General features: G+C 69.5%; 21 protein-coding genes, 1 rRNA gene and 1 riboswitch. Of the genes, 5 read left to right on the top strand and 17 right to left on the bottom strand.

Annotated features, from left to right (window positions below; all coding sequences use genetic code 11):
* Positions 1-184 precede the first annotated feature (184 nt).
* Together ABEA82_RS34960 and ABEA82_RS34955 are read left to right on the top strand one after the other, a co-directional pair.
* Positions 185-391, top strand: a complete 207-nt coding sequence (locus ABEA82_RS34960; RefSeq protein ID WP_345665770.1) for a DUF5999 family protein — start codon at positions 185-187, stop codon at positions 389-391.
* 209 nt (positions 392-600) lie between these two features.
* The gene (locus ABEA82_RS34955; protein WP_345665769.1) at positions 601-1,635 is read left to right on the top strand and encodes a LacI family DNA-binding transcriptional regulator; all 1,035 of its coding nucleotides are present in this window, start codon (positions 601-603) and stop codon (positions 1,633-1,635) included.
* 75 nt (positions 1,636-1,710) lie between these two features.
* Here the strand turns inward: ABEA82_RS34955 and ABEA82_RS34950 are convergent, their stop codons facing one another.
* The 4 genes from ABEA82_RS34950 to ABEA82_RS34935 all read right to left on the bottom strand — a co-directional run bounded on the left by ABEA82_RS34950 (position 1,711) and on the right by ABEA82_RS34935 (position 5,977).
* The gene (locus ABEA82_RS34950) at positions 1,711-2,775 is read right to left on the bottom strand and encodes an endo-1,4-beta-xylanase (protein ID WP_345665768.1); all 1,065 of its coding nucleotides are present in this window, start codon (positions 2,773-2,775) and stop codon (positions 1,711-1,713) included.
* Between the two features lie 44 nt (positions 2,776-2,819).
* Positions 2,820-3,584, bottom strand: a complete 765-nt coding sequence (locus tag ABEA82_RS34945) for a carbohydrate ABC transporter permease (protein ID WP_345665767.1) — start codon at positions 3,582-3,584, stop codon at positions 2,820-2,822.
* Between the two features lie 95 nt (positions 3,585-3,679).
* The gene (locus ABEA82_RS34940) at positions 3,680-4,678 is read right to left on the bottom strand and encodes a carbohydrate ABC transporter permease (RefSeq protein ID WP_345665766.1); all 999 of its coding nucleotides are present in this window, start codon (positions 4,676-4,678) and stop codon (positions 3,680-3,682) included.
* Positions 4,679-4,684: 6 nt separating this feature from the next.
* A complete protein-coding gene (locus ABEA82_RS34935; protein ID WP_345665765.1) occupies positions 4,685-5,977 on the bottom strand; it encodes an extracellular solute-binding protein in 1,293 nt (430 codons plus the stop codon).
* Between the two features lie 455 nt (positions 5,978-6,432).
* On the opposite strand from ABEA82_RS34935, the gene ABEA82_RS34930 reads away from it, so the two are divergent.
* Positions 6,433-8,412: an APC family permease gene (locus ABEA82_RS34930; RefSeq protein WP_345665764.1), complete on the top strand. Its 1,980-nt coding sequence runs from the start codon at positions 6,433-6,435 to the stop codon at positions 8,410-8,412.
* A 6-nt stretch (positions 8,413-8,418) separates the two neighbouring features.
* On the opposite strand, the gene ABEA82_RS34925 is transcribed toward ABEA82_RS34930, so the two are convergent.
* Positions 8,419-9,021: a DUF1707 SHOCT-like domain-containing protein gene (locus ABEA82_RS34925; protein WP_345665763.1), complete on the bottom strand. Its 603-nt coding sequence runs from the start codon at positions 9,019-9,021 to the stop codon at positions 8,419-8,421.
* A gap of 169 nt (positions 9,022-9,190) precedes the next feature.
* Between ABEA82_RS34925 and ABEA82_RS34920 the strand changes: the two genes are divergently transcribed.
* Positions 9,191-9,610, top strand: a complete 420-nt coding sequence (locus ABEA82_RS34920) for a TOBE domain-containing protein (protein ID WP_345665762.1) — start codon at positions 9,191-9,193, stop codon at positions 9,608-9,610.
* Between the two features lie 63 nt (positions 9,611-9,673).
* Here the strand turns inward: ABEA82_RS34920 and gcvP are convergent, their stop codons facing one another.
* Positions 9,674-12,559, bottom strand: a complete 2,886-nt coding sequence (gene gcvP, locus ABEA82_RS34915; RefSeq protein WP_345665761.1) for an aminomethyl-transferring glycine dehydrogenase — start codon at positions 12,557-12,559, stop codon at positions 9,674-9,676.
* Positions 12,560-12,736: 177 nt separating this feature from the next.
* A riboswitch (glycine riboswitch) is annotated at positions 12,737-12,832 on the bottom strand.
* 113 nt (positions 12,833-12,945) lie between these two features.
* Here gcvP and ABEA82_RS34910 point away from each other — a divergent pair.
* A complete protein-coding gene (locus ABEA82_RS34910; protein WP_345665760.1) occupies positions 12,946-13,323 on the top strand; it encodes a PRC-barrel domain-containing protein in 378 nt (125 codons plus the stop codon).
* Between the two features lie 16 nt (positions 13,324-13,339).
* Here ABEA82_RS34910 and ABEA82_RS34905 read toward each other — a convergent pair whose 3' ends face one another.
* From ABEA82_RS34905 to rrf, 11 genes are all read right to left on the bottom strand, one after another.
* Entirely contained in the window at positions 13,340-14,743 is a 1,404-nt protein-coding gene (locus tag ABEA82_RS34905) for a DNA polymerase IV (RefSeq protein ID WP_345665759.1), read from the bottom strand.
* Positions 14,744-14,864: 121 nt separating this feature from the next.
* The gene (locus ABEA82_RS34900) at positions 14,865-15,557 is read right to left on the bottom strand and encodes a MerR family transcriptional regulator (RefSeq protein ID WP_345665758.1); all 693 of its coding nucleotides are present in this window, start codon (positions 15,555-15,557) and stop codon (positions 14,865-14,867) included.
* A gap of 316 nt (positions 15,558-15,873) precedes the next feature.
* Entirely contained in the window at positions 15,874-16,347 is a 474-nt protein-coding gene (locus tag ABEA82_RS34895) for a bifunctional nuclease family protein (RefSeq protein WP_003988851.1), read from the bottom strand.
* 85 nt (positions 16,348-16,432) lie between these two features.
* Positions 16,433-17,173 (bottom strand): transcriptional regulator FtsR, encoded by a 741-nt coding sequence (gene ftsR / locus ABEA82_RS34890; RefSeq protein ID WP_345665757.1) that lies wholly within the window; start codon positions 17,171-17,173, stop codon positions 16,433-16,435.
* Between the two features lie 52 nt (positions 17,174-17,225).
* Positions 17,226-18,113, bottom strand: coding sequence for an FHA domain-containing protein (locus ABEA82_RS34885; RefSeq protein WP_345665756.1), 888 nt, complete (start codon positions 18,111-18,113; stop codon positions 17,226-17,228).
* A 61-nt stretch (positions 18,114-18,174) separates the two neighbouring features.
* On the bottom strand, positions 18,175-19,119 hold the full coding sequence (locus ABEA82_RS34880) for a DUF881 domain-containing protein (RefSeq protein WP_345665755.1): 945 nt from the start codon (positions 19,117-19,119) through the stop codon (positions 18,175-18,177).
* Positions 19,120-19,124: 5 nt separating this feature from the next.
* Complete coding sequence (locus ABEA82_RS34875; RefSeq protein ID WP_003988855.1) at positions 19,125-19,457, bottom strand: small basic family protein; 333 nt, start codon at positions 19,455-19,457, stop codon at positions 19,125-19,127.
* Positions 19,454-20,368 carry a DUF881 domain-containing protein gene (locus ABEA82_RS34870; RefSeq protein WP_345665754.1) on the bottom strand — a complete coding sequence of 305 codons (915 nt, stop codon included), beginning with the start codon at positions 20,366-20,368 and terminating at the stop codon, positions 19,454-19,456. The genes ABEA82_RS34875 and ABEA82_RS34870 overlap by 4 nt, the downstream gene beginning before the upstream one ends.
* A 99-nt stretch (positions 20,369-20,467) precedes the next feature.
* On the bottom strand, positions 20,468-22,963 hold the full coding sequence (locus ABEA82_RS34865; RefSeq protein ID WP_345665753.1) for a sugar phosphate nucleotidyltransferase: 2,496 nt from the start codon (positions 22,961-22,963) through the stop codon (positions 20,468-20,470).
* 116 nt (positions 22,964-23,079) lie between these two features.
* Positions 23,080-23,688, bottom strand: a complete 609-nt coding sequence (clsA, locus tag ABEA82_RS34860; RefSeq protein ID WP_345665752.1) for a cardiolipin synthase ClsA — start codon at positions 23,686-23,688, stop codon at positions 23,080-23,082.
* Between the two features lie 109 nt (positions 23,689-23,797).
* A 5S ribosomal RNA gene (gene rrf, locus ABEA82_RS34855) occupies positions 23,798-23,914 on the bottom strand.
* Positions 23,915-23,924: the final 10 nt, after the last annotated feature.

The raw sequence follows: 23,924 nt of genomic DNA, 5'->3' as shown, positions 1-23,924 counted from the left end.
GAAGCGGTGCCGCGAAATCCCTGCGGATTGACGCCCGTGGGGCAACACTGGGTTCCGACGACTTATTCAACGGGGGGCGGCCGTGGACGATACTTCTAGCCGCGGAACAGACAAAGCAGCCGACACGACCGACTCAGCCGACTCGGTCATCTCATCCACCACGACAGAGCGAAAGATCCCATCCATGTGCCAGCACCAGACACCGTGCCCTTCCGTCGACTCCGCCGACCGGGAATCCGCCCGCCTCGTGGCGCACCACCCGGAGCAGGGATGGAGCCTGCTGTGCAACGGCGTAGTGCTCTTCGAGGACACCGGTGAGCTCCTGCCGGACGGCCGGGTCATCGACCCGCACCGTCCGCTGGCCGGCAGCCAGGTGATGACGGCGGCCTGAGGGCCGCGGGGCGGAGTGACGTCCGCCCGCAGACAAAGAGGGGCCGGCCGCAGCACCTGCGCACCGGCCCCGACGCATGTCCGGGGGCCGTCACTGCGCGTCACCCCGCGCGACTTCCCGTTCATGGCTCGTACGCCTTCCCACCGATACCCGCTTTCCGGAAGACTCCTGGAAGTTTCGCTGATCGCGCGTCGACGGAGGTGGGGCAAGTGGAAGCACGTGGGGCCGACGCCGGGGGCAAGGTCACGATCACGGAGATCGCCCGGCAGGCCGGCGTGTCCGTACCGACCGTGTCCCGGGTCGTCAACGGCCGGTCCGACGTGTCGCCGCAGACCCGGGCCCGGGTCGAGGACCTGCTGCGGCGGCACGGCTACCGCAGGCGCGCCGCGTCCCCGGGCACCCGTGCGGCCCTGCTCGACCTGGTCTTCAACGACCTCGACAGTCCCTGGGCCGTGCAGATCATCCGTGGGGTCGAGGAGGTGGCCCACGCGGCCGGGGTCGGCACGGTGGTGTCGGCGATCCACGGGCGTTCGGGCGACGCCCGTGAGTGGATGCGCAATCTGCGCGCCCGTGCCTCCGACGGCGTCATCCTCGTCACCTCCGCCCTGGAACCGACGCTCCTCGAGGAACTGCGTGTTCTCGGCGTCCCGCTGGTCGTCGTCGACCCGGCCGGCTCGCCCGCCCTGGACGCGCCCACCATCGGCGCCGCGAACTGGTCGGGCGGCATGGCGGCCACCGAGCACCTGCTCTCCCTGGGCCACCGCAGGATCGGCCTGATCGCCGGCCCGCCGCGGCTGTTGTGCTCCCGGGCCCGGCTGGACGGCTACCGCGCGGCTCTGGAAGGCGCCGGCATCGCACTGGACCCTTGTCTCGTCGTTCCGGGGGATTTCCGGCCCGAGTCGGGCTTCGCCGCCTGCGAGACGCTGCTCGGCCTGCCCGAGCCGCCGACGGCCGTGTTCGCGGCGAGCGACCAGATGGCGCTCGGCGCGATCGAGGCGCTGCGCCGACGCGGGCTGCGCGTGCCGCAGGACATGAGTGTGGTCGGTTTCGACGACCTTCCGGAAGTCCGCTGGTCGGCCCCGCCGCTGACCACCGTCCGCCAGCCCCTGGCCGACATGGGCAAACTGGCCGTCCGCACGGTCCTCCGCCTCGCCCGCGACGAACAGCCGGACTCCCCCCGGGTGGAACTGGGAACGGATCTGGTCGTCAGGGCGAGCACGGCACCACCGCCGACGGCCGGCTGACGAACTCCGGCCGCACGGCGGTTGCGGACGGTCGTGCCGCCGGTGCGATGGGACAGCGGGGCACCACCCGCCCCGCTACCGCCCCCCGAGCGCCTCGCGCAGCGCGAAGTACGCGGGCTTCGGCCGCAGTTGCTCGTCCCACGGCAGGGCCGCGCCCTCGCCCGGGAAGAACGCCGGGATCCACGAGTACTTGTCGGTGTAGTCCCAGACGGTGATGCCGGCACAGCGGCGCACCGCCAGGCACGCCTCGGTCAGGTCCCGGTACCACTCGGCCTGCTGCGCCAGCTTCTCGTCGGTGGCGGGCAGCTGCATCCGTACGTCGACCTCGGTCAGCGCGGTGTCCAGCCCGAGCCGTGAGAAGCGGCGGAGGTTGTCCTCCAGGGTGGTGGGATAGCCGTACTGGAGGGCCAGATGGGCCTGGAGGCCGATGCCGTGCAGCGGGACACCCGCGGCCTTCAGCTCCTTGGCCAGCCGGTAGTACGCGTCGCTCTTCGGGCCGATCCCCTCGATGTTGTAGTCGTTGAGGTACAGCCTCACGCGCGGATCGGCCTCGTGCGCCCAGCGCAGCGCGTCGGCGATGTAGCCGGGCCCGAGCGTCTTGTAGAAGACCGACTCGCGGTACGTACCGTCCTCGTTGAACGCCTCGTTGACGACGTCCCAGGCGAACACCTTGCCCCGGTAGTGCCGTACCTCCGTCTGGACGTGCTTCTTCAGCACGGCCCGGAGCTCCGGGGCCGTCCACTCCCGCCCGGTGAGCCAGCCGGGCAGCTGGCTGTGCCAGACCAGCGTATGGCCGCGCACCTTCTGCCGGCCGGCCCGGGCGAGGTTCACGATCTCGTCGCCCTCGGAGAAGTCGAACACGCCCTGTTGGGGTTCGGTCGCGTACCACTTCATGCCGTTGCCGGGCGTGATCTGCCCGAACTCGCTGCCGAGCAGGGCCTTGTACGGTTCGTCGACCAGCTCGGGGTTGTCGGTGGCGCTGCCGAAGTAGCGGCCGTGGCGCTCGGCGAGGTCGGCGAGGGTCGGTTCCTTGCCGTGCCGCTCGGCGGCCTGTACCGCGGGCCCGGTGGCGATGCCCCCGGCCACCAGCACGGCGGCGAGCGCCCCGGCGAGTCTGAGTCGTGTGGCGGTCCTGCGCATGGTGCGACTCCTCACGGTCGGGTGGGTGGGGTGCGCGGCGCGGGTCAGCCCTTCGTCGCGCCGGCGGTGAGGCCGCCGACGAGCTGGCGCTCGGCGACCGAGTAGAAGGCGAGGGCGGGCACCATGGCCAGCACCAGATAGGCGAAGACCTTGGCGTACTCCGCGGAGTACTGCCCCTGGAACTGCTGCACGCCGATCGGCAGCGTCCACCACTGCGCGTCGGTGAACACCAGCAGCGGCAGGAAGAAGTTGTTCCAGCTGGTGACGACGGCCAGCACCGAGACGGTGCCGAGCGCCGGCCGCGCCATGGGGAGCAGCACCCGCCAGAAGAAGCCGAACGAGCTGCATCCGTCGAGGGTGGCCGCCTCCTCCAGCTCGCCGGGGATCTGCCGGAAGAAGCCGCGCAGGATGATGATGGTCATCGGCAGTCCGAAGGCCGCCTGCGGGAGGATCACGCCGAGAGGGTTGTCCAGCAGGTCCAGGGAGCGCAGCAGCAGGAACAGCGGCAGGGCCGCGACCGCGAACGGGAACATCAGCCCCATCGTGAACAGCGTGAACAGCGTCTCCCGGCCACGGAAGGCGAACCGGGCGAAGGAGAAGGCCGACAGCGCGGAGACCGCGACGACCAGGACGGTCGTGCCCACCGCGATCAGCGTGCTGTTGCCGATCAGCCGCCAGAAGTCCCCCGACCCGAGGATCTGCGTGTAGTTGGAGGTCACCCACGACTCGGGCAGTCCCACGGGGTTGCGGGAGAGCTCGTCGGTGGACTTGAAGCCGGAGAGCACGGCGTAGAGCAGCGGGACGGCCATGACCGCGCCGACGACGACCAGGACGAGATGCAGAGGAAGCTTCCTGCTCCGGGGCCCCCTGCCTTGAGGGCCCCTGCGGGATCGCTGAGCGGACGTCACTTTCCGTCACCCCGCATGGTCGTGGTGGCCCCTTCCAGATCGCGCCGGAGCACGAACCGCTGGTAGGTGAGGGCGAAGACGAGGCTGATGCCGAACATGACCACGCTGATCGCGCTGGCGTAGCCGACCTGGTAACGCTTGAAGCCGTACTGGAACAGGGTCACGGCCATGGTCTCGGAGTGGTGGTCCGGACCGCCCGCGGTGGTCACCCACACCAGGTCGAAGAGCTGGATCGACCCGATGACCGACAGGAAGACGCTGATGCGCAGGGTGGGCGCGAGGAGCGGCAGCGTCACGTTGCGGAAGCGCTGCCAGGGCCCGGCCCCGTCGATGAGCGCCGCCTCGGTCAGCTCCCTGGGGACGGCCTGGAGCCCGGCCAGGTACAGCATCATGTGGAAGCCGAAGTACTTCCAGGTCATGACCAGGAACAGGGTCGCCATGACGGTGGACGGATCGGCGAACCACTCCCCGCCGAGCCCGTCCAGCCCGATCCTGCCGAGGAACTGGTCGGCGAAGCCGTCGTCCGGGGCGAACATCATGCCGAACAGGACGCCCGTGATCGCCTCGGACAGCACGTACGGGGCGAAGAACAGCATTCGGTAGACCGCCCGGCCGCGCATCCGCTGGTTCAGCAGGACCGCCATGGCGAGCGCGAACGGCAGCTGGAGCGCGAGCGACAGCACGACCAGGACCAGACAGCGCCACAGATCGCCCAGGAAGACCTCGTCCTGGAAGAGCCGGGTGAAGTTCTCGCCGCCGATGTAGTCGGAGGGCATGCCGAAGCCACCCCAGCGGAAGAACGCGGCATACAGGGCGAACAGCATCGGCAGCAGCACGAGCCCCATGAACAGCACCAGGGCGGGCAGCTGGAAGCCGGTCGCGGTCAGCCAGTTCAGCGCGCGACGCCGGGCCCTCCCCCGGGCCCGGTCAGCGGCCGGCGGCGGCAGGCCGACGCCGGGGCCGGTCCGTTTCTCCGGCAGGAACGTGGAGGTCATCGCCGGCTACTGCTCTTCCTTCGTGGTCTTCGTGACCGACTGGGCGACCTGCTCCGGCGACTTGGAACCGGAGATGAGCGCGGCGACGCTGTCGTTGACCTCCTGGCCCACGGCGGGCGCGTACGCCTGGTCGAGGTAGAGCTGGAAGCCCGTGGCCTTCTTCAACTGGTCCTGTACGGCCTTGATGTTGGGGTCGGCGATGGCGCTCTCGGCTGCCGGGACGACGGGCAGCACGCCGGTCTTCTTGACCAGCTCCAGGTCGGTGGCCTCGGACGCGAAGAACCGCAGGAACTCGACGGCCTCCTGCGGCGCGCCCCGGCGCAGGGCGTGTCCGCCGCCGCCACCGAACACCTCGGTGATGGCGCCCTTGCCGCCCTCGACCGCGGGGAACGCGAAGAACCCGAGGTCCTTGCCCAGGCCCTTGCCCGCGTCGGCCTGCACCACGGGCGCCCACTGCCCCATGAGCTCCATGGCCGCCTTTCCGTTGCCGACCGTGGCGGCCTGGCCGGTCGGGGAGGAGTAGGCGGCGCCGAGGAAGCCCTTCTGGAACGGCTGGAGGCCGACGAGTTCCTCGAGGTGCTCGCCCGCCTCGACGAAGGGCGCGCCGGTGAAGTCCTTGGCGTCGTAGGCCTTCTGCAAAGCCTCGGCGCCGGCGGTGCGCATCGCCAGGTAGGCCCAGTAGTACATGCCGGGCCACTTCTCCTTGCCGGCCAGTGCCAGGGGCGTGACGCCGGCGGACTTCAGCCCCCGCACAGCGTCGAGGAAGCCGCTCCAGGTGGTCGGGGGTGCGCTGATGCCGGCCTTCTTGAAGAGCGCCTTGTTGTACCAGAAACCGATCATGCCGATGTCGAACGGGACACCGTAGGCCCTGTCGTCGATCAGATACGGCTCCTTGGCGACCGGCAGCAGGGCGTCCGCCCAGGGCTTGGTGCTGTCGGTGAGGTCCTCGACGAGTCCGGCTTCGACCTGCTGCTTCAGTACGCCACCGCCCCAGGTGTGGAAGATGTCGGGCAGCTTCCCGGAGGAGGTCAGGGCCGTCATCTTCGACTTGTAGGCGTCGTTCTCCAGCTGGACGATCTTTACCTTGACCTTGGGGTTCTGCGCCTCGAACTTCCGGGCGAGGGCGGCCCACACGGTCTTGGTCGGCTCGGTGGTGGAGATGTTCCACCACTCGATGGTGGTCGTCCCCGACGACCCTCCGTCCGAGTCCCCGCCGCATGCGGTCAGTGCCGTCATCCCCAGACCGGCCGCGGCGGAGGCCGCCAGGAAGCCGCGGCGGGACAGTGCCGGGTCGCCCATCATGCGCTCCTCGAAAGTTTCGGATCAGATTCAGAAAGCTGCGTCGTTGCCGCACCCTAGAGACAGCGGCCAAAGGGTGACAACCCCTCGGCGCGGGGAAATCTCCAGTTCAATAAAGGCAGGGGCACAGGGCGAAACATTCGATTTGCCAGACGAACGTTACGGGCCGGGTGCTCTGCTGATCACACAGGGTGTTCACCCCGGACCGACAAAGGATCGAGCTCGATCGGCGCTCAGCCGCACGAACAGGCGGCCCGGCAGCCGCCCCACACACCCTCAGCTCGCGTTTCACACCCCTGACCACCGTCGGCCGGGGTACCCGGGCGCAGTCTTAACGGAAGCTTGACGCGCCGAGGTCCCTCATTCAGAGGCCACTGCATCACGCTCCGCATACGCTGATCAGGCCGTCCAGGGATGGCCGGAACCACTCTGAACCGCACATCGGGAGCACGTCGATGGCCACCACCGAGCACCCGCCGCCGAGCCGTACGGAGCCCGCCCCATCCAGCCGCCTGCGCGCCTGGATGCTGGAGGGCCTGTCCGACATGGGCAAGCCGGGCGGCCACACCGGTCCCCACGCCGAGCCCGAGGCCCCGCACAAGGGTCAGCCCTGGTGGCGCGTGATGTGCCTGACCGGTGTCGACTACTTCTCCACGCTCGGCTACCAGCCGGGCATCGCCGCGCTCGCCGCCGGGCTGCTGTCACCGATCGCGACCATCGTGCTGGTGATCGTCACCCTGGCCGGTGCCCTGCCGGTGTACCGGAGGGTCGCCGAGGAGAGCCCGCACGGCGAGGGCTCGATCGCCATGCTGGAGCGGCTGCTCTCCTTCTGGCAGGGCAAGTTGTTCGTGCTGACCCTGCTGGGCTTCGCCGCCACCGACTTCCTCATCACCATCACCCTGTCGGCCGCCGACGCCTCCACCCACCTGGTCGAGAACCCGCATCTGACCGGTGTCCTGCACGACAAGCAGATGCTGATCACCCTCGTCCTGGTGGCCCTGTTGGGCGCCGTGTTCCTCAAGGGCTTCCTGGAGGCGGTCGGCGTCGCGGTCGCCCTGGTGGGCGCCTACCTCGCGCTGAACGCGGTCGTGGTGGTCGTCGGCCTCTACCACGTCGTCACCGCCGGTCATGTGGTCACCGACTGGTCCAGCGCGCTCACCGCCGAGCACGGCAATGTGTTCCTCATGATCGGCGTGGCCCTGCTCGTCTTCCCGAAGCTGGCGCTGGGCCTCTCCGGCTTCGAGACGGGCGTGGCCGTGATGCCGCACGTCAAGGGCGACGCGGACGACACGGAGGAGCGGCCGACCGGCCGCATCCGCGACACCAGGAAGCTGCTCACCACGGCCGCTCTCATCATGAGCGTCTTCCTGATCACCACCAGCTTCATCACCACCCTGCTGATTCCCGAGAAGGAGTTCCAGCCGGGCGGCCCGGCCAACGGACGCGCGCTGGCCTACCTGGCCCACGAGTACCTCGGCAACGGCTTCGGCACCGTCTACGACGTCTCGACGATCGCCATCCTGTGGTTCGCGGGTGCCTCCGCGATGGCGGGGCTGCTCAACCTGATGCCGCGCTACCTGCCCCGCTACGGCATGGCCCCGCACTGGGCACGCGCCGTACGGCCCATGGTCATCGTCTTCACGCTGATCGCCTTCCTGGTCACCTGGATCTTCGACGCCGACGTCAACGCCCAGGGCGGCGCCTACGCCACCGGTGTGCTGGTCCTCATCAGCTCCGCCGCGATCGCGGTGACCATCGCCGCCCGCAAGGCCCGGCAGCGGAACTGGACCATCGCGTTCGCGGTCATCTCCGCGGTGTTCCTGTACACCACCGTCGCGAACGTCATCGAGCGCCCGGACGGCGTGAAGATCGGCGCCTGCTTCATCGCCGGCATCATCCTGGTCTCCCTGCTGTCCCGGCTGGCCCGCGCCTTCGAGCTCCGCGTGACCAGCGTGACGCTGGACCCCATGGCGGAACGTTTCGTCCGGGACATGGCCAGCCGCCGGATGCGGTTCATCGCCAACGAGCCCGACCGACGGGACAAGGCCGAGTACCGCGACAAGATCGAGCAGATACGCAACGACAACGATCTCTCCGAGCAGGAGGACTTCGTCTTCGTCGAGGTGACGGTCACCGACCCGTCCGAGTTCGAGGCAAGCCTGACGGTACGCGGCGAGGTGCTCCACAACCGCTACCGCGTGCTGACCCTGGAGTCCTCCTCGATCCCCAACGCGCTGGCCGCGCTGCTCCTGCACGTCCGCGACACGACCGGCCGCACCCCGCACATCTACTTCGAGTGGACCGAGGGCGGCCCCTTCGCCAACTTCCTGCGCTTCTTCCTGTTCGGCCAGGGCGAGGTGGCCCCGGTGACCCGCGAGGTCCTGCGCGAGGCGGAACCGGACCGGAAGCACAGGCCGAGGGTGCACGTCGGCTGAGCGGACTCAGCCCTTGGCCGCTCTCCTGCCGAACCCCCTGCGGCCCGGCCGCACCACGACCTGCCCGAACTCGATCTCGCCGCTGATCCGCACGCGCAGCACGACCGGTGCGCCGGCCGCTCGACCGCGCCGCGCCTTGATCTGGGAGTAGTTCGTGACCAGCGAGTCCGTGTCGACGACGACGCCCGGCCGGATCACCAGCTTCAGGGCACAGGCTCGCATGTCGAGGTGGATGTCGAGGCTGTCGTGAGTGATCACCGCGTCGGTGAAGTCGAGCGTCACCTCGCCCCACGCGGAGCGGATCTCCAGACGCCGCGGCACCACCCAGCCGTCGCCACGCCAGGTCCTGGACCCCTCCTGCTCGATCCGGACGACCTCCTGAGCCGTCGCGCCGGGCCCGCTCGACACCTCCGGCAGATCCGCCGTGAGCACGGTGAGCTCACCCAGCGTACGGGCGGACAGCGCGGTCTCCAGCCGCTCGTCCAGCTCCGCCATGGTCAGCAGGCCGTCGCCCGCGGCCACGCGCAGCACGTCGACGATCCGGTCCCGGTCCGCGTGCGAGGCCCGCAGCTCCGGCGATCCACCGGTGCCCACGATCTCCCCCGCCATCACATCACCCCGATTCCCCCGGGCACGGCACCCGGCCCACCACCTGAAGACTAACGCTATATCGCGACATACCCAACGGCCAACCCCGCGTCCCTCGTGGGTGACGATCAAGAGCCACCCAGATGCACACGTACCCGGCATAAAGAGCTCGCCGGGCTACCGTGCACCCATGAGCCTGAGCATCCGCAACCAGCTCCCCGGCACCGTCACCACCGTCACGCCGGGCGAGGCCATGGCGACGGTCAAGGTGCGCCTCGCCGGCGGCCAGCACCTCACCGCGGCGATCACCCGCGAGGCCGCGGACGACCTCGGTCTCACCACGGGCAGCTCCGTGCGCGCCCTGGTGAAGTCGACGGAGGTCGCGCTGGCCACCACCCCCGTAGAGGGCCTGTCCATCCGCAACCGGCTCCCCGGCACGGTCACGGCCGTCGCGACCGGCGAGGCCATGGCCACCGTCCGGATCACCGTCGAGGGCGGCCAACTGACGGCCGCGATCACCAGGGACGCCGCCGACGACCTCGCCCTCGCGGCCGGCGCCCCCGTCGTCGCCCTGATCAAGTCGACCGAGGTGTCACTGGCCGCCGAGTGAGCCGGTGAACGGCGGGAGGGGCCCCGCCGGCAGCGGAGCCCCTCCCCCTGACGGGTCGGCCGGTCAGTCCTCGTACGCGTCCAGCGGCGGGCAGGAGCAGACCAGGTTCCGGTCGCCGAAGGCCTGGTCGATGCGGCGCACCGGCGGCCAGTACTTGTCGGCGGGGGAGACCCCGGCCGGGAAGACTGCGTCCTCACGGCTGTAGGTGTGCTCCCAGTCCCCGGCCAGCGTGCCGGCGGTGTGCGGGGCGCCGCGCAGCGGGTTGTCGTCCGTGGGCCACTCGCCGGAACCGACCTTCTCGATCTCCGCGCGGATGGCGATCATCGCCTCGCAGAACCGGTCCAGCTCGGCCAGGTCCTCCGACTCGGTCGGTTCGATCATCAGCGTCCCGGCCACCGGGAACGACATCGTCGGCGCGTGGAAGCCGTAGTCGATCAGCCGCTTGGCGACGTCGTCGACACTCACTCCGGTCGCCTTGGTCAGCGGCCGCAGGTCGATGATGCACTCGTGCGCGACGAGGCCGCCGGGGCCGGTGTACAGCACCGGGTAGTGCGGCTCCAGCCGCTTGGCGACGTAGTTGGCGCTGAGCACCGCCACCTGGGTGGCCCGCTTCAGCCCCTCACCGCCCATGAGCCGGACGTACGCCCACGAGATGGGCAGGATGCCGGCGGAGCCCCACGGCGCCGCGGAGAGCGGACCGACACCCGTCTCCGGGCCCGCCTCCGGCTGTAGCGGGTGGTTCGGCAGGTACGGCGCGAGGTGCTCCCGCACCGCCACCGGACCGACGCCGGGACCGCCGCCGCCGTGCGGGATGCAGAAGGTCTTGTGCAGGTTCAGGTGCGAGACGTCACCGCCGAAGTGGCCGGGCTTGGCGAGCCCCACGAGCGCGTTGAGGTTGGCCCCGTCGACGTAGACCTGCCCGCCCGCCTCGTGCACCTGGGCACAGATCTCGGAGACGTGCTCCTCGAAGACGCCGTGCGTGGACGGGTACGTGATCATCAGCACCGCCAGCTCGTCCCGGTGCTGCTCGATCTTCGCCCGCAGGTCCTCGACGTCGATCTCGCCGTCCTCGGCGGTCTTCACGACGACGACCTTCATGCCCGCCATCACCGCGCTCGCGGCGTTGGTGCCGTGCGCGGAGGAGGGGATCAGGCACACGGTGCGCTGTTCGTCCCCGTTGGCCCGGTGGTACCCGCGCACGGCGAGCAGACCGGCCAGTTCGCCCTGGGACCCGGCGTTCGGCTGGAGGGAGACCTTGTCGTACCCGGTGACCTCGGCGAGACGGTCCTCCAGCTCATGGATGAGCGTGAGGTAGCCCGCGGCCTGCTCGGCGGGCGCGAAGGGGTGCAGCTGCCCGAACTCGGGCCAGGTGACCGGCTCCATCTCCGTGGTCGCGTTGAGCTTCATGGTGCAGGAGCCCAGCGGGATCATGCCGCGGTCGAGCGCGTAGTCGCGGTCGGCGAGCCGCCGCAGGTAGCGCAGCATGGCCGTCTCGGAGCGGTGCTGGTGGAAGACGGGGTGCGTCAGGTACTCGTCGGTACGCAGCAGAGCCTCCGGAAGCACCTCCTCCGTTGCCGTGTCCAGCGCCTCGACGCCGCCTTCGACGCCGAAGGCGCCCCATACGGCACGCAGCTGGGCGCGCGTGGTGGTCTCGTCGCAGGCGATCGAGACGTGGTCGGCGTCGACCAGCCGCAGGTTGACCCCGTTCTCCCGCGCGGCGGCCACGACGTCGGCGGCCCTGCCCGGCACACGCACCGTCACGGTGTCGAAGTAGGCACCGTGCACGACCTCGGCCCCGCCGTTCTCCAGCCCGGCGGCGAGGATCGTGGCGTACCGGTGGGTGCGCCGCGCGATGCCCTTCAGGCCCTCCGGCCCGTGGTAGACGGCGTACATACCGGCCATCACGGCGAGCAGGACCTGCGCGGTGCAGATGTTGCTGGTGGCCTTCTCGCGGCGGATGTGCTGCTCGCGCGTCTGGAGCGCGAGGCGGTAGGCCTTGTTCCCGTCGGCGTCCACGGACACCCCGACGAGCCGGCCGGGCAGGCTGCGCGCCATCTTCTCGCGCACCGCCATGTAGCCGGCGTGCGGCCCGCCGAAGCCCATCGGCACACCGAAGCGCTGCGTCGTGCCGACCGCGATGTCCGCGCCGAGCTCACCGGGGGACTTCAGCAGCGTCAGCGCGAGCAGGTCGGCGGCGACGGTGACGATCGCCCCGAGCTCGTGCGCCTGGTCGACGACCGGCTTGATGTCCCGTACGGCCCCGGAGGCGCCCGGGTACTGGATCAGCACGCCGTTGATCTCACGCTCGGCGATCTCGGCCGGGATGCCGTCGGTGAGGTCGGCGACGACTACCTCGACGCCGGTCGGCTCGGCCCGGGTTTGGATCACGGCGACGGTCTGCGGCAGCGCGTCCGCGTCGACCAGGAACAGGCCCTTCTTGTTCTTGCCCAGACGCCGCGACAGCGCCATGGCCTCGGCGGCCGCGGTGCCCTCGTCGAGCAGGGAGGCGCCGGAGGTCGGCAGTCCGGTGAGGTCGGCGACCATGGTCTGGAAGTTGAGCAGTGCCTCGAGCCGCCCCTGCGAGATCTCCGGCTGGTACGGCGTGTAGGCCGTGTACCAGGCCGGGTTCTCCATGACGTTGCGCATGACGACCGGCGGCGTGAAGGTGCCGTAGTACCCGAGCCCGATCATGGAGCCGAGGACCTGGTTGCGGTCGGCGAGCAGGCGCAGTTCGGCGATCACCTCGGCCTCGCTGCGGGCACCCGGCAGGTCGAGCGCCTCGGTGCTCTTGATCACGGCCGGGACCGCGGCGGCCGTGAGCTCGTCCAGCGAGCCGTAGCCGACCTGCGCGAGCATCTTGGCGCGGGCCTCGTGGTCGGGGCCGATGTGGCGCTGCTCGAAGGGGACTGCCTCTTCGAGCTCGGAGAGCGGAATGCGATGGGCGGTCATTTGCGGAGGCCTCCTGGTCTGACACGACCTTCGAGGGGCACCACGGCGCGGGTACCCGGACGGCCTCCCCCTCTGTCATCTCAACCTGAGAGCTTCACCGGATCGCCCGAAGGCCTCCGGCTTTCACCGTCGGTGAGAGCGGAAGCCGTCGACACCCGCCCTGCTTTCCAGAGTGACCTCGTCCGTGCGGTACGTGTGCCTGAGAGATTCCGGGGAGGATTTGCTCCTTCGGCGCCTCCGATGATGTCCGGAGGACTCTCCCGCACGGGGTCAGCAGCCGTTGCCAGCCTACCAGCGAGGTCTACGCACGAACCTTCGAGTGGCCACACTCCCCATTGTGCCGTTTTGTAGTGTTTACGGATGAGTTGCGACCACGTGGAGGGCCCGTGCGAACCGAGATCGATCCGCGCAACCTGATCGGCCGCAAGGCGTTCGACCGCAACGGAACCAGGATCGGCACGATCGACGAGGTGTACCTCGACGACGCCACCGGGGAGCCGGAGTGGGCGGCCATACGGACCGGCCTGTTCAGCAGGGACGCCTTCGTCCCTCTCGAGCCCAGTGAACTGATCGACGGCGCCCTCCACGTCCCCTTCGACCGCGCCCTGATCAAGGACGCCCCCGACTTCGGCGTGGGCCGCCATCTCTCCCCTGAGCAGGAACTCCAGCTCTACCACCACTACGGCCTCGACGTGGCCGCCCCTCCCTCGCTCCCGGACCACGACTTCGGCAAGCTGGCCGGCAAGGACGAGAAGGCCACCTGACGCCCTCGACGGCCCCCTACGGGGCCACGGTCCGCGACCCCACGGCCCCCGCCCCACCATCCGGTCCTCGGCTCCCCTCCGGTCTCGGTAACACCAGCGGCAACGGATCCGCCGGCTCCAGCTCCGGATCGTCGGTCCGGAGCGTCCGCACCCGCCCCGGCTTCGAGTCGGGCGTCTCGAACCGCACGGTGACCCGCCCCAGTCCACTGCCCTGCACCCATCCGTGCCCGAACTCGGCGTGCCGCACGTCGTGCCCGGCGGGCCAGCGCCGCTCGGCGAGCGCCGGCCGCTCCTCGACCGGCGCCGTGGCGGGCTCCTCGACGGGCCCCTCCGCGTCCGCCCGCTCCCCCGCCGCCTGCGCGAAGAGGTCCTCCTGCGTGTAGTCGGCGAGCCCGCTGACCCCCACCCCGAGCAGCCGCACACCACCCGTCGTGTCGACCGAGTCCAGCAGTCTGGCCGCCGCCTCCCGTATCACCCCGGGGTCGTCCGTCGGCCCGCGCAGGGTCTCGGACCGGGTCAGCGTCGAGAAGTCGTACCGGCGCACCTTCAGCACGATGGTCCGCCCGGACAGCCCGGCCTCCCGCAGCCGCCGCACGCAGCGGTCGGCGAGCCGCTGCACCTCGAGACCGACACGCAGCCGGTCGTGGATGTCCACGTCGTAGGTGTCCTCGACCGACACCGACTTCGCCTCCCGCTCCGCCACCACGGGCCGGTCGTCCCGCGCCAGCGCCATCGCGTAGAGCCCGTGCCCGTGCGCCTTGCCCAGCAGCCGCACCAGCTCGTCCTCCCCCGCCTCGGCGATCTCCTCGACCGTGGTGATCCCGGCCCGCCGCAGATGGTCGCCGGTCGCCGGGCCGACTCCCGGCAGCGTCCGCACGGACATGGGGCCGAGCATGGCCCGCTCGGTCCCCGGCTCGATCACCACCAGCCCGTCGGGCTTGGCCTGCTCCGAGGCGATCTTCGCCAGCATCTTCGAGGCGGCGAGGCCGACCGACCCCGTGAGCCCGGTGACTGTCCGGATGTCCGTGCGCAGCCGCACCCCGGCCAGCCGCGCCGACCGCTCGTCCCAGGCCACTCCCCCGGCCTCCAGGTCCACGAAAGCCTCGTCCAGGCTCAGCGGCTCCACGAGCGGCGACAGCCCGTGCAGCAGCTCCATCACCCGCTCGCTGATCGCCCGGTAGAACCCGAAGCGCGGCACGAGGTAGGCGGCATGGGGTGCGAGCCGCCGGGCCTGCGCCATGGGCATCGCGGAATGCACCCCGAAGACCCGGGCCTCGTACGAGGCCGTGGCCACCACGCCCCGCGGTCCGAGGCCGCCCACCACGACGGCCTTCCCGCGCAGGCTCGGCTTGGACGCCTGCTCCACCGAGGCGAAGAAGGCATCCATGTCGAGGTGCAGGATCGTGGGCGCGGTTCTCACAACTCCGATGCTGCCCTACGCCACTGACAACGCCCCGGAGGATCACCCGCCCGTGGGGCAAGCGCTTGCCGACGGGTGCGTAAACGTCCCGCCTCAAGCGTTGACCGCGCTCCCGAGCGGCTCAGACCGCCCGGTTCCGCCGCCGCGCCAGTTCGTCCGCCGGATTGGTCCCCACCAGGGTCTCGCCGGTGTCGATCCGCTCCCCGTGCAACTGGGACAGTGCGCTCTCGACGTCCCGCCACACCACGCCCACGGCGATCCCGAAGACACCCTGGCCTCCTTGGAGCAGGGCATGCACCTCGTCCGGCGAGCTGCACTCGTAGACCGTCGCCCCGTCACTCATCAGCGTCAGGCGCTCCAGGTCGCTGAAACCGCGTTCCCTGAGGTGCTGGACGGCCGTGCGGATGTTCTGCAGCGACACCCCGGTGTCGAGGAACCGCTTGACGATCTTCAGGACGACGACGTCCCGGAAGCTGTACAGCCGCTGCGTCCCCGACCCGTAGGCGGGGCGCACACTCGGCTCGACGAGGCCGGTTCTGGCCCAGTAGTCCAGCTGCCGGTAGGTGATACCGGCGGCCGCACAGGCCGTGGGCCCGCGATAGCCGATCTGCTCGGACGCCTCGGACGCCATGGACGTCGTCCCTCCGCTGCTCGGCACGGCCGTAGAGAGCTGCGGAGCGTGATCGGCCGCGTCACCGGGCTGGGGATATCCCCCGCTCGCGCGGAGCCGAGAACCGGGGGGAGCGTACGGACCACTCACCCTGAGACTGCGCTCGGGGCCGCCCCCAGCCGTACCGTCGCCGCTGCTTCTCACGCCGACCTCCGTCCTTGACCTGCCTTCTCGACGGTAGGCAGTCACCAGGGGTGCGTCAACGATCGCCACACTCGCCACGCCGAGTGATAATCACCCTAAGAGTGGTTTCCCGTGCCCCACCGCGGGGAAAGGCTAGCCGAATGCCCTCGGGACGGGCCGTGTGACGCTCTCACTCGCCGCCGGCACATGCGGGCATTTCGCCCGTCCGACATGCGGCGGGCGGCCCTGACGCGGACCTTGTCGTCCACCGGGCCGCCCACATGTCCCACCGGCTGCCGCCGCTCCTCGCCGTCCGGCTGTCTCCGGCGTGCGGAGCTCACTGGCTGCTGCTGCCGAAGTCTTCCGGGGAGATCTGGTCGAGGAACTCGCGGAACTTCTCCACCTCGTCCTCCTGCTCGTCCGGGATCGCGATACCGGCGTCGTCGAGCACCGTGTCGCTGCCGTAGATCGGCGTCCCGGTACGCAGGGCCAGCGCTATGGCGTCGGACGGGCGGGCGCTCACCTCGACGCCGCTGGCGAAGACCAGCTCCGCGTAGAAGACACCCTCACGCAGGTCCGTGATGCGCACTTCCGTGAGCTCCTGACCGACGGCTTCCAGCACGTCCTTGAACAGGTCGTGGGTCAGCGGCCGCGCGGGAGCCATGCCCTGCTGGGCGAAGGCGATCGCCGTCGCCTCACCCGGTCCGATCCAGATGGGGAGGTAACGGTCGCCTCCCACTTCACGCAGCAGCACGATCGGTTGGTTGGAGGGCATTTCCACCCGGACACCTACGACATCGAGCTCGTTCACACAGCAACCCTAGGCCGTGCTCGGGACGTTTGGGTAGTCGGGCAGGCAATGGGCGCCCGATCCGGCCTCGTGCAACCGGCACACATCAGGGCAGCCGCACCCCGAGCGCCGTCTGCACCAGCGCGGCGTGCAGCTTCACCGTGAGCCCCGCCAGCTCCTTGGTACGGGCCTCCGCATGGGCCCTGGTCTGCGGGTTCCGGTGCCGCTTCAGCGGGGCCACCACCTGGTCCACGAGCCCGGCCTCACGGTCGGCGGCGGCCTTCATGACCCGCAGGTGCCGCGGCTCGATCCCGAACCGCCCCAGCTCGGCGACGAGCCCGGCCACCGTGGCCGCCTCCGCCTCGTACGCCCCGTCCTCCAGTGGGGTGACGAGCCCGTACGACTGCCACTCCCTGAGCTCCCGCTCGTCGACACCGGCGGCGGTGAGCAGCTCCTCACGGCTGATCCTGGCCGCGGCGGGTGCCTCGGAGGGCTCGGGTGCGGAGTCGTCGCCGTCCCGCTGCCGCCCCAGAGAGGGCAGCGGAACCGCCTCACCGCGCTCCATGGCGTCCAGGTGCTCGCGGATCACCTTCAGAGGCAGGTAGTGGTCCCGCTGCATCCGCAGGACATGCCCGAGACGCTCGACGTCGCGAGCGCTGAACTTGCGATACCCCGCCGGGGTCCGCTGCGGCTCGATGAGCCCCTCCGACTCCAGGAAACGGATCTTGGAGATGGTGACTTCGGGAAACTCGTCACGCAGCACGTTCAGCACCGTGCCGATGCTCATCAGCCCACTGTCCGTGGCGGCGGTGCCGTGCCGGGCACCGCCGCTCGGTGTTTGCAGCATGGACCTTCCCTGACGGACGGACCTTCGGGGGGCTCCCCGGACGGAATCCGGGTCAGTAGCCCCGCTGGCTGGCGTAGAAGACCAGCCGGTACTTGCCGATCTGCACCTCGTCGCCGTTGTTCACGGCGACCTGGTCGATCCGCTCGCGGTTCACGTACGTGCCGTTCAGGCTGCCCACGTCGGCCACCGTGAACGAGCCGTCCTGTCCGCGGCGGAACTCCACGTGCCGCCGGGACACCGTCACGTCGTCCAGGAAGATGTCGCTCTGCGGGTGACGCCCGGCCGTGGTCAGGTCGCCGTCCAGCAGGAAGCGGCTGCCCGAGTTCGGCCCGCGGCGCACGACCAGGAGCGCGGAACCCAGCGGCAACGCGTCGACGGCCGCCTGCGCCTCGGGAGAGAGCGTCGGCATCGGCGTCTGGCCGGTGGCCTCGCTGTCGTAGGCCTCGAGACCGGAGATGGAGATCGTGGACGTCGTCTCGGACGGACGCTCCGGGGCGGCTCCGGCTCGCAGCGGCGCACCGCAGTTGGAGCAGAAGCGGCTGTTCTCCGCGTTGCGGTTACCGCACCTCGTACACACCAGGGCCGACATCGGATCCTCCTGCCGCGGTTGCCCGAAACCTATGCCGCCGGGCTGTGCAGGGTCAACCGACGGCGCGCCCTGGCCTCCGGGGATGTCGCCGCCCTGGCCACCGACCTGGTCGCGGAACAGCGGCCGCTGACCTTCCTGGTCAGGCTGTGCACGATGACGAGCGGTCGCGTTGTCGCTACCCTCTCGCGCGCTCTTGCCGAACAACTTCGCAAACAACTTCACGGGCGATTCCCCTTGACCGAAACAGACCCGCCCGTGGGGCAGGACGAACCCTGACTGAACACTCTGGCCGACCCGGACATCCTGACAACGTCCGTCTGCACCAGACAGTTTCCACCACGCACCACCCATTCGGTGCGCCGACCCCCCGCAACCTCATGCCCTCGCCGGACGCCGCCCATGCACCCCCGGTTCACTGGGAGGACGACCGAGCGTAGTCAGGCCGCTTCGCTGCTCGCAAGGCGTCCACGACGATCTTGGTCGACCGCTCGATGGTGACGGTGGCCTGTTCCTTCTCGAGAGTCTGCACCACACCTCCGGGGATGTTGAGCGCCGGCTCGAGATCCTGCGACTTGCCGATGACCTTGAAACGATAGGGAGCATTGATCTTGTTCCCGTCGACGGCCACACCCTTGCCGGAGTCCGTCAGATAGGTGCCCGCGACGACCCGCACACCGTTGACCTGAATCGCCTCGGCACCCGCCGCGCGCAGCTCCTGGACCCCGTCGAGCAGCATGTCCGCCTCGACCGTCCCCTTCGTGTCCTCGATGGTCATCGTGATGCCGGGACCCTCCGCGGCCACCGTGCCCGCGAGGATGCCGAGTTGCCGCTCCTTCTCGATCGTCTGCCTGCGGGCCTCTTCGGCCTGGTCGGAGCTGTTCTCCAGCTCGTCGCGCTGCTTCTCGAGACCCTGCTTCTCGTCCTCAAGACGCTGAGTGCGGTCATCCAGTTCATCGAGGATGCGGACGAGATCCTCCTGGCGCGCACCGCGCAGGGCGCTGTCACTGTCGCTGTTCGAGGCCACCTGCACGGCCAGCCCGAAACCCAGGCCGAACAGCAGCAACGCCACGATCAGTTGGGCCCGGCTGACCCGCGGCGGCCACAGCCCCTTCACCAACCGCTGCCGGCCGGTCAGCTGCGGCTCGGGGGACGTCTCCGGTTCGGATTCCGGCACCCCCTCCGGCTCCGGCTCGGGTTCCGGATCGGGCTCCGGAGTGGCCCGGGCGGCCGGCACCGATGGGGTCACTTCCTCGGGCAGCTCCTTGCGCAGCCCGTTCCTGGACTCGCCCGTCCCGTCGCGCCGGTCCGCGCGCGTGCCGCCCTGCTCCTCGGCCCGGTGCTCGTCGTGCTCGCTCATCGGCCTCACGCCCGGAAAACGTGCCGGCGGATCGCCGCGGCGTTGGAGAAGATCCGGATACCGAGGACGACCACCACACCGGTGGACAGCTGGGCACCCACGCCCAGCTTGTCGCCCAGGAACACGATCAACGCCGCCACGACCACGTTCGACAGGAACGACACGACGAACACCTTGTCGTCGAAGATGCCGTCGAGCATGGCCCGCAGGCCGCCGAAGACGGCGTCGAGCGCCGCTACGACAGCGATCGGCAGATAAGGCTCCACCACCGCCGGAACCTCAGGCCGGACCAACAGGCCGGCCACTACTCCCACGACGAGGCCCAGTACGGCGATCACGATGTGCCCTTCTCGTTCTTCTCAGTGCTCGGCTGTGCTGTACGTACGGTCACGCTCGGTGCGGCGGGCAGCCGGAGGTCGTCCTCCACCGAAATGGCCGTCCTGACGCCGTAGCCCTCCTGGAGCGCGTTCAGGTACAACCCGTCCGCGCTGTTCTGGAACCGCGTGCTCAGCCGCTGTCCGTCCCCCACCGCGAGCACCGTGTACGGCGGCACCAGCGGTTTGTTGTCGACCAGTATCGCGTCACCCGCGGCCCGGATCGCGGACAGCGCCGTCAGCCGCTGCCCGTTGATGGAGACGGCCTCGGCACCCGACTCCCACAGCCCGTTGACCACGCGCTGCATGTCCCGGTCACGCACCCGGCCGGTGTCGGAGAACCCGGTGGTCTCCCGAGGGCCGCCCTCCCCGCCCCCGTCGGCCTCCTTGGCGTCGTTCACCACGAGTTTCACGCCCGGGCCGTGCACCGCGGAGGCGCCCGACAGGATGCCCACCAGGTCGGAATCGGCGCTTCCGCCGCTGTGCTTCAGCGCCTCACGCTGCCGCGCGCTCACGTCCTCGCGCAGCCGGTCGACGGAGTCCTCCAGCTGGTCGGCCGTCTCGGATTCCCGGTCGATACGGTCGACCAGCTCTTCCCGCTCCTTGGCGACGACCGGCGCGGCGACCCGCGCCTGCGCCGCTCCCACGGTCACCACGAGGGCCGCCAGGACCAGGCCGGCGGCGAGCCCCAGCTTCGACCGCAGGGTCTTCGGCATGCCACCCTCGCCCGCGGCCTTCTTCCGCGCGGCGGCCTCGGCGTATCCGTCGTCGAGACTGTGGTCCATGACGTTGGTGAGCAACGACATGGACGCGTCGAGGCGCCGGGGCCGCGTGGGTGTGCTCCGAATGGGGGGTTGCTGCGGCATGCCGCACATCGTCGCACGTCGCGGCCACTACCTCCGAACGGCCCCACCGGCGTGCCGGACAGGCCCCGTTGGGGACACTTGTCCGGCACGCACGCGTGCAGGCCCGTTCTACCGGCCGGCGCTGTCCACGACCGCCGACCACTCGTCCAGCAGGGCCTGCGCGGAGGCGTCGTCCGGCCCCTCGGCCCATAGGTGGGTGACGGCCTCGGCCGGGTCCGGCAGCACCATCACCCAGCGGCCGTCGGTCTCCACCACACGCACCCCGTCCGTGGTGTCCACGAAGCGGTCTCCGGCCTCTTCCACGACCCGCCGCATCACCAGGCCCTTGACGGCCCACGGAGTCGCCAGGTCCCGCTTCAGGACGTGCGCCCGCGGGATCCGCGCGTCGATCTGGCTGAGCGTGAGCTGCGTCCGCGCCACGAGCCCGATCAGCCGCACGAAGGCCGCTGTGGCGTCGTACACGCTGCTGAACTCGGGGACGATGAAGCCGCCCTTGCCGTCGCCACCGAAGATCGTCCCTTCCTCTCCGCCCACGCGCGTGAGGTCGTCGGGAGAGGTGGTCGTCCACTCGACCTGCGTCCCGTGGTAAGCCGCCACCTGCTCGGCGATCCGGGTCGTGGTCACCGGCAGCGCCACCCTGCCGCTGCGCCGCTCGGCGGCGACCAGGTCCAGCATCACGAGCAGCGCCCGGTCGTCCTCGATGATGCGCCCCTTCTCGTCGACGAGGGAGAGCCGCTCGCCGACCGGGTCGAACCGCACACCGAACGCGGCCCCCGAGGACGCCACGATCTCCCCGAGACGCACCATTCCGGACCGCCGCATGTCGCCCGTCTCCGTCGGCCTCGACTCGTCCAGACCGGGGTTGATCGTCAGCGAGTCGACACCGAGCTTCCCGAGCAGGCTCGGCAGCACGAGCCCCGCGCTGCCGTTGGACGCGTCCACGACGACCTTCAGCCCGGAGTCCGCGATCCCGGTGGTGTCGACGTTCCGCAGCAGCGACCCGGTGTACGAGTCGAAGACACTGGCCGGGAAGTGCAGGTCACCGATCTCACCGGGGAAGGCACGCCGGTACTCCTGCCGGGCGAACACCCGGTCCAGCTTGCGCTGGCTGCCCTGTGAGAGGTCGGCGCCCTGCCCGTCGAAGAACATGATGTCGACGGAGTCGGGCACGCCCGGCGTGGTCCGGATCATGATCCCGCCCGCGCTGCCTCGTGCGGTCTGCTGCCGCGCCACGGGCAGCGGCACGTTCTCCAGGTCGCGCACGTCGATGGCGCTGGCCTGCAAGGCGGAGATCACCGCCCGCTTCAGCGCTCGGGCACCACGCGAGTGGTCGCGGGCCGTGGTGACCGTCGAGCCCTTTTTCAGGGTCGTCGCGTACGCACCGGCGATCCGTACGGCCAGCTCCGGTGTGATCTCCACGTTCAGGATTCCGGACACACCGCGGGCACCGAAGAGGTGCGCCTGTCCCCTGGACTCCCAGATCACCGAGGTGTTGACGAAGGCGCCGGCCTCGATGGTCTTGAACGGGTAAACCCGCACATTGCCCTGGACGATCGATTCCTCACCGATCAGGCACTCGTCCCCGATGACCGCCCCGTCCTCGATCCGCGCCGCACGCATGATGTCGGTGTTCTTTCCGACCACACAGCCGCGCAGATTGCTGTGCGGCCCCACGTAGACGTTGTCGTGAACGACGGCCTTGTGCAGGAAAGCGCCGGTCTTGACGACCACGTTGGAGCCCACGACGGTGTGCTCACGGATTTCGGAACCGGCCTCGACCTTGGCGTAGTCGCCGATGTAGACCGGGCCACGGAGCACGGCGTCGGGATGGACTTCGGCTCCTTCGGCGACCCACACCCCCGGAGAGATCTCGAACCCGTCGATGTCGACGTCGACCTTGCCCTCCAGGACGTCGGCCTGCGCCTTCACATAGCTCTCGTGCGTACCGACGTCCTCCCAGTAGCCCTCGGCCACATAGCCGTAGATGGGCTTGCCTTCCTTCATCAACTGTGGGAAGACGTCACCGGACCAGTCGACGGGCACATCGGGCTCGACGTAGTCGAAGACCTCGGGCTCCATCACGTAGATACCGGTGTTCACGGTGTCGGAGAAGACCTGGCCCCAGGTGGGCTTCTCGAGGAAGCGCTCCACCTTGCCTTCCTCGTCGACAATGGTGATACCGAATTCCAGCGGATTGGGCACGCGCGTCAGACAGACCGTGACCAGCGCGCCCTTCTCCTTGTGGAAATTGATCAGTTCGGTGAGGTCGAAATCCGTGAGGGCGTCACCGGAGATGACGAGGAAGGCATCGTCCTTCAACGCCTCTTCGGCGTTCTTGACGCTTCCGGCAGTACCGAGTGGCTTCTCCTCATTGGCATAGGTGAGCTCCATGCCGAGCTCTTCGCCGTCACCGAAGTAGTTCTTGACCAGCGAGGCCAGGAACTGGACAGTTACGACTGTTTCGTTGAGCCCATGCCTTTTGAGCAGCCGCAGAACGTGCTCCATGATCGGGCGGTTGGCCACGGGCAGGAGCGGCTTGGGCATGCTTGAGGTCATGGGGCGAAGGCGCGTGCCTTCGCCTCCGGCCATCACGACGGCCTTCATGTCGGAAGCGTCCTCCTCTAAGAGACGACGGTCTAGCCGACTTCACCCGCCAGGATTGTCCCGCACTTTTCGACCACAGGCCATCGGGGCCGACACGGCCGGAGCAATCCGCGAGCTCACTCGGCTATGGCGTCCGCACGGACCAGGCGGCGGACTTGTACCACGTAGAGGACTCCTGCCCACCAGTACAGGGTTGTACCCCATCCGGCGAACGCCCATCCGAAAACGGCGGCGAGTGACGAGATCCAACCACTGTCGTCGCTGAGCAGGAGCAACGGGAAGGCATACATCAAGTTGAAGGTGGCGGCCTTGCCCAGGAAGTTCACCTGGGGCGGCGGATAGCCGTGCCGGCGGAGGATACCCACCATCACCAGCAGAAGCAGCTCTCGCGCGAGGAGGACGGCAGTCAACCAGAGGGGCAGAATCTCGCGCCAGGTGAGACCGACCAGGGTCGAGAGAATGTAGAGCCGGTCGGCTGCGGGGTCGAGGAGCCGGCCGAGGCTGCTGATCTGGTTCCAGCGCCGCGCGAGCTTGCCGTCCAGGTAGTCGCTGATGCCGCTCAGGGCCAGCACCAGGAGGGCCCAGCCGTCACTCTTGGGCCCACCGAACTCAGGCCGCAGAATCAGCCACAGGAAGAGGGGCACGCCGACGAGCCGCGCCATGCTGAGGATGTTCGGGATGGTGAGCACACGGTCCGTCTGGACGCGAGTCTCCTGAACCTCCACCCGGGGGCCTCCTGTGGGAAACGTACCAACGATGCTCCCTGACCTTACCTCAACGCAAAAAAGCTCTGGCTCTCGGGCTGTTTGCCCAAGAGCCAGAGCTCTAAAAGAAGTTCGGCGGCGTCCTACTCTCCCACAGGGTCCCCCCTGCAGTACCATCGGCGCTGTAAGGCTTAGCTTCCGGGTTCGGAATGTAACCGGGCGTTTCCCCTACGCTATAACCACCGAAACACTATGAA

Source organism: Streptomyces venetus (assembly GCF_039540295.1).
Taxonomy (GTDB): Bacteria; Actinomycetota; Actinomycetes; order Streptomycetales; family Streptomycetaceae; genus Streptomyces; species Streptomyces venetus.
This window is presented reverse-complemented; position numbering and strand designations above follow the sequence as displayed.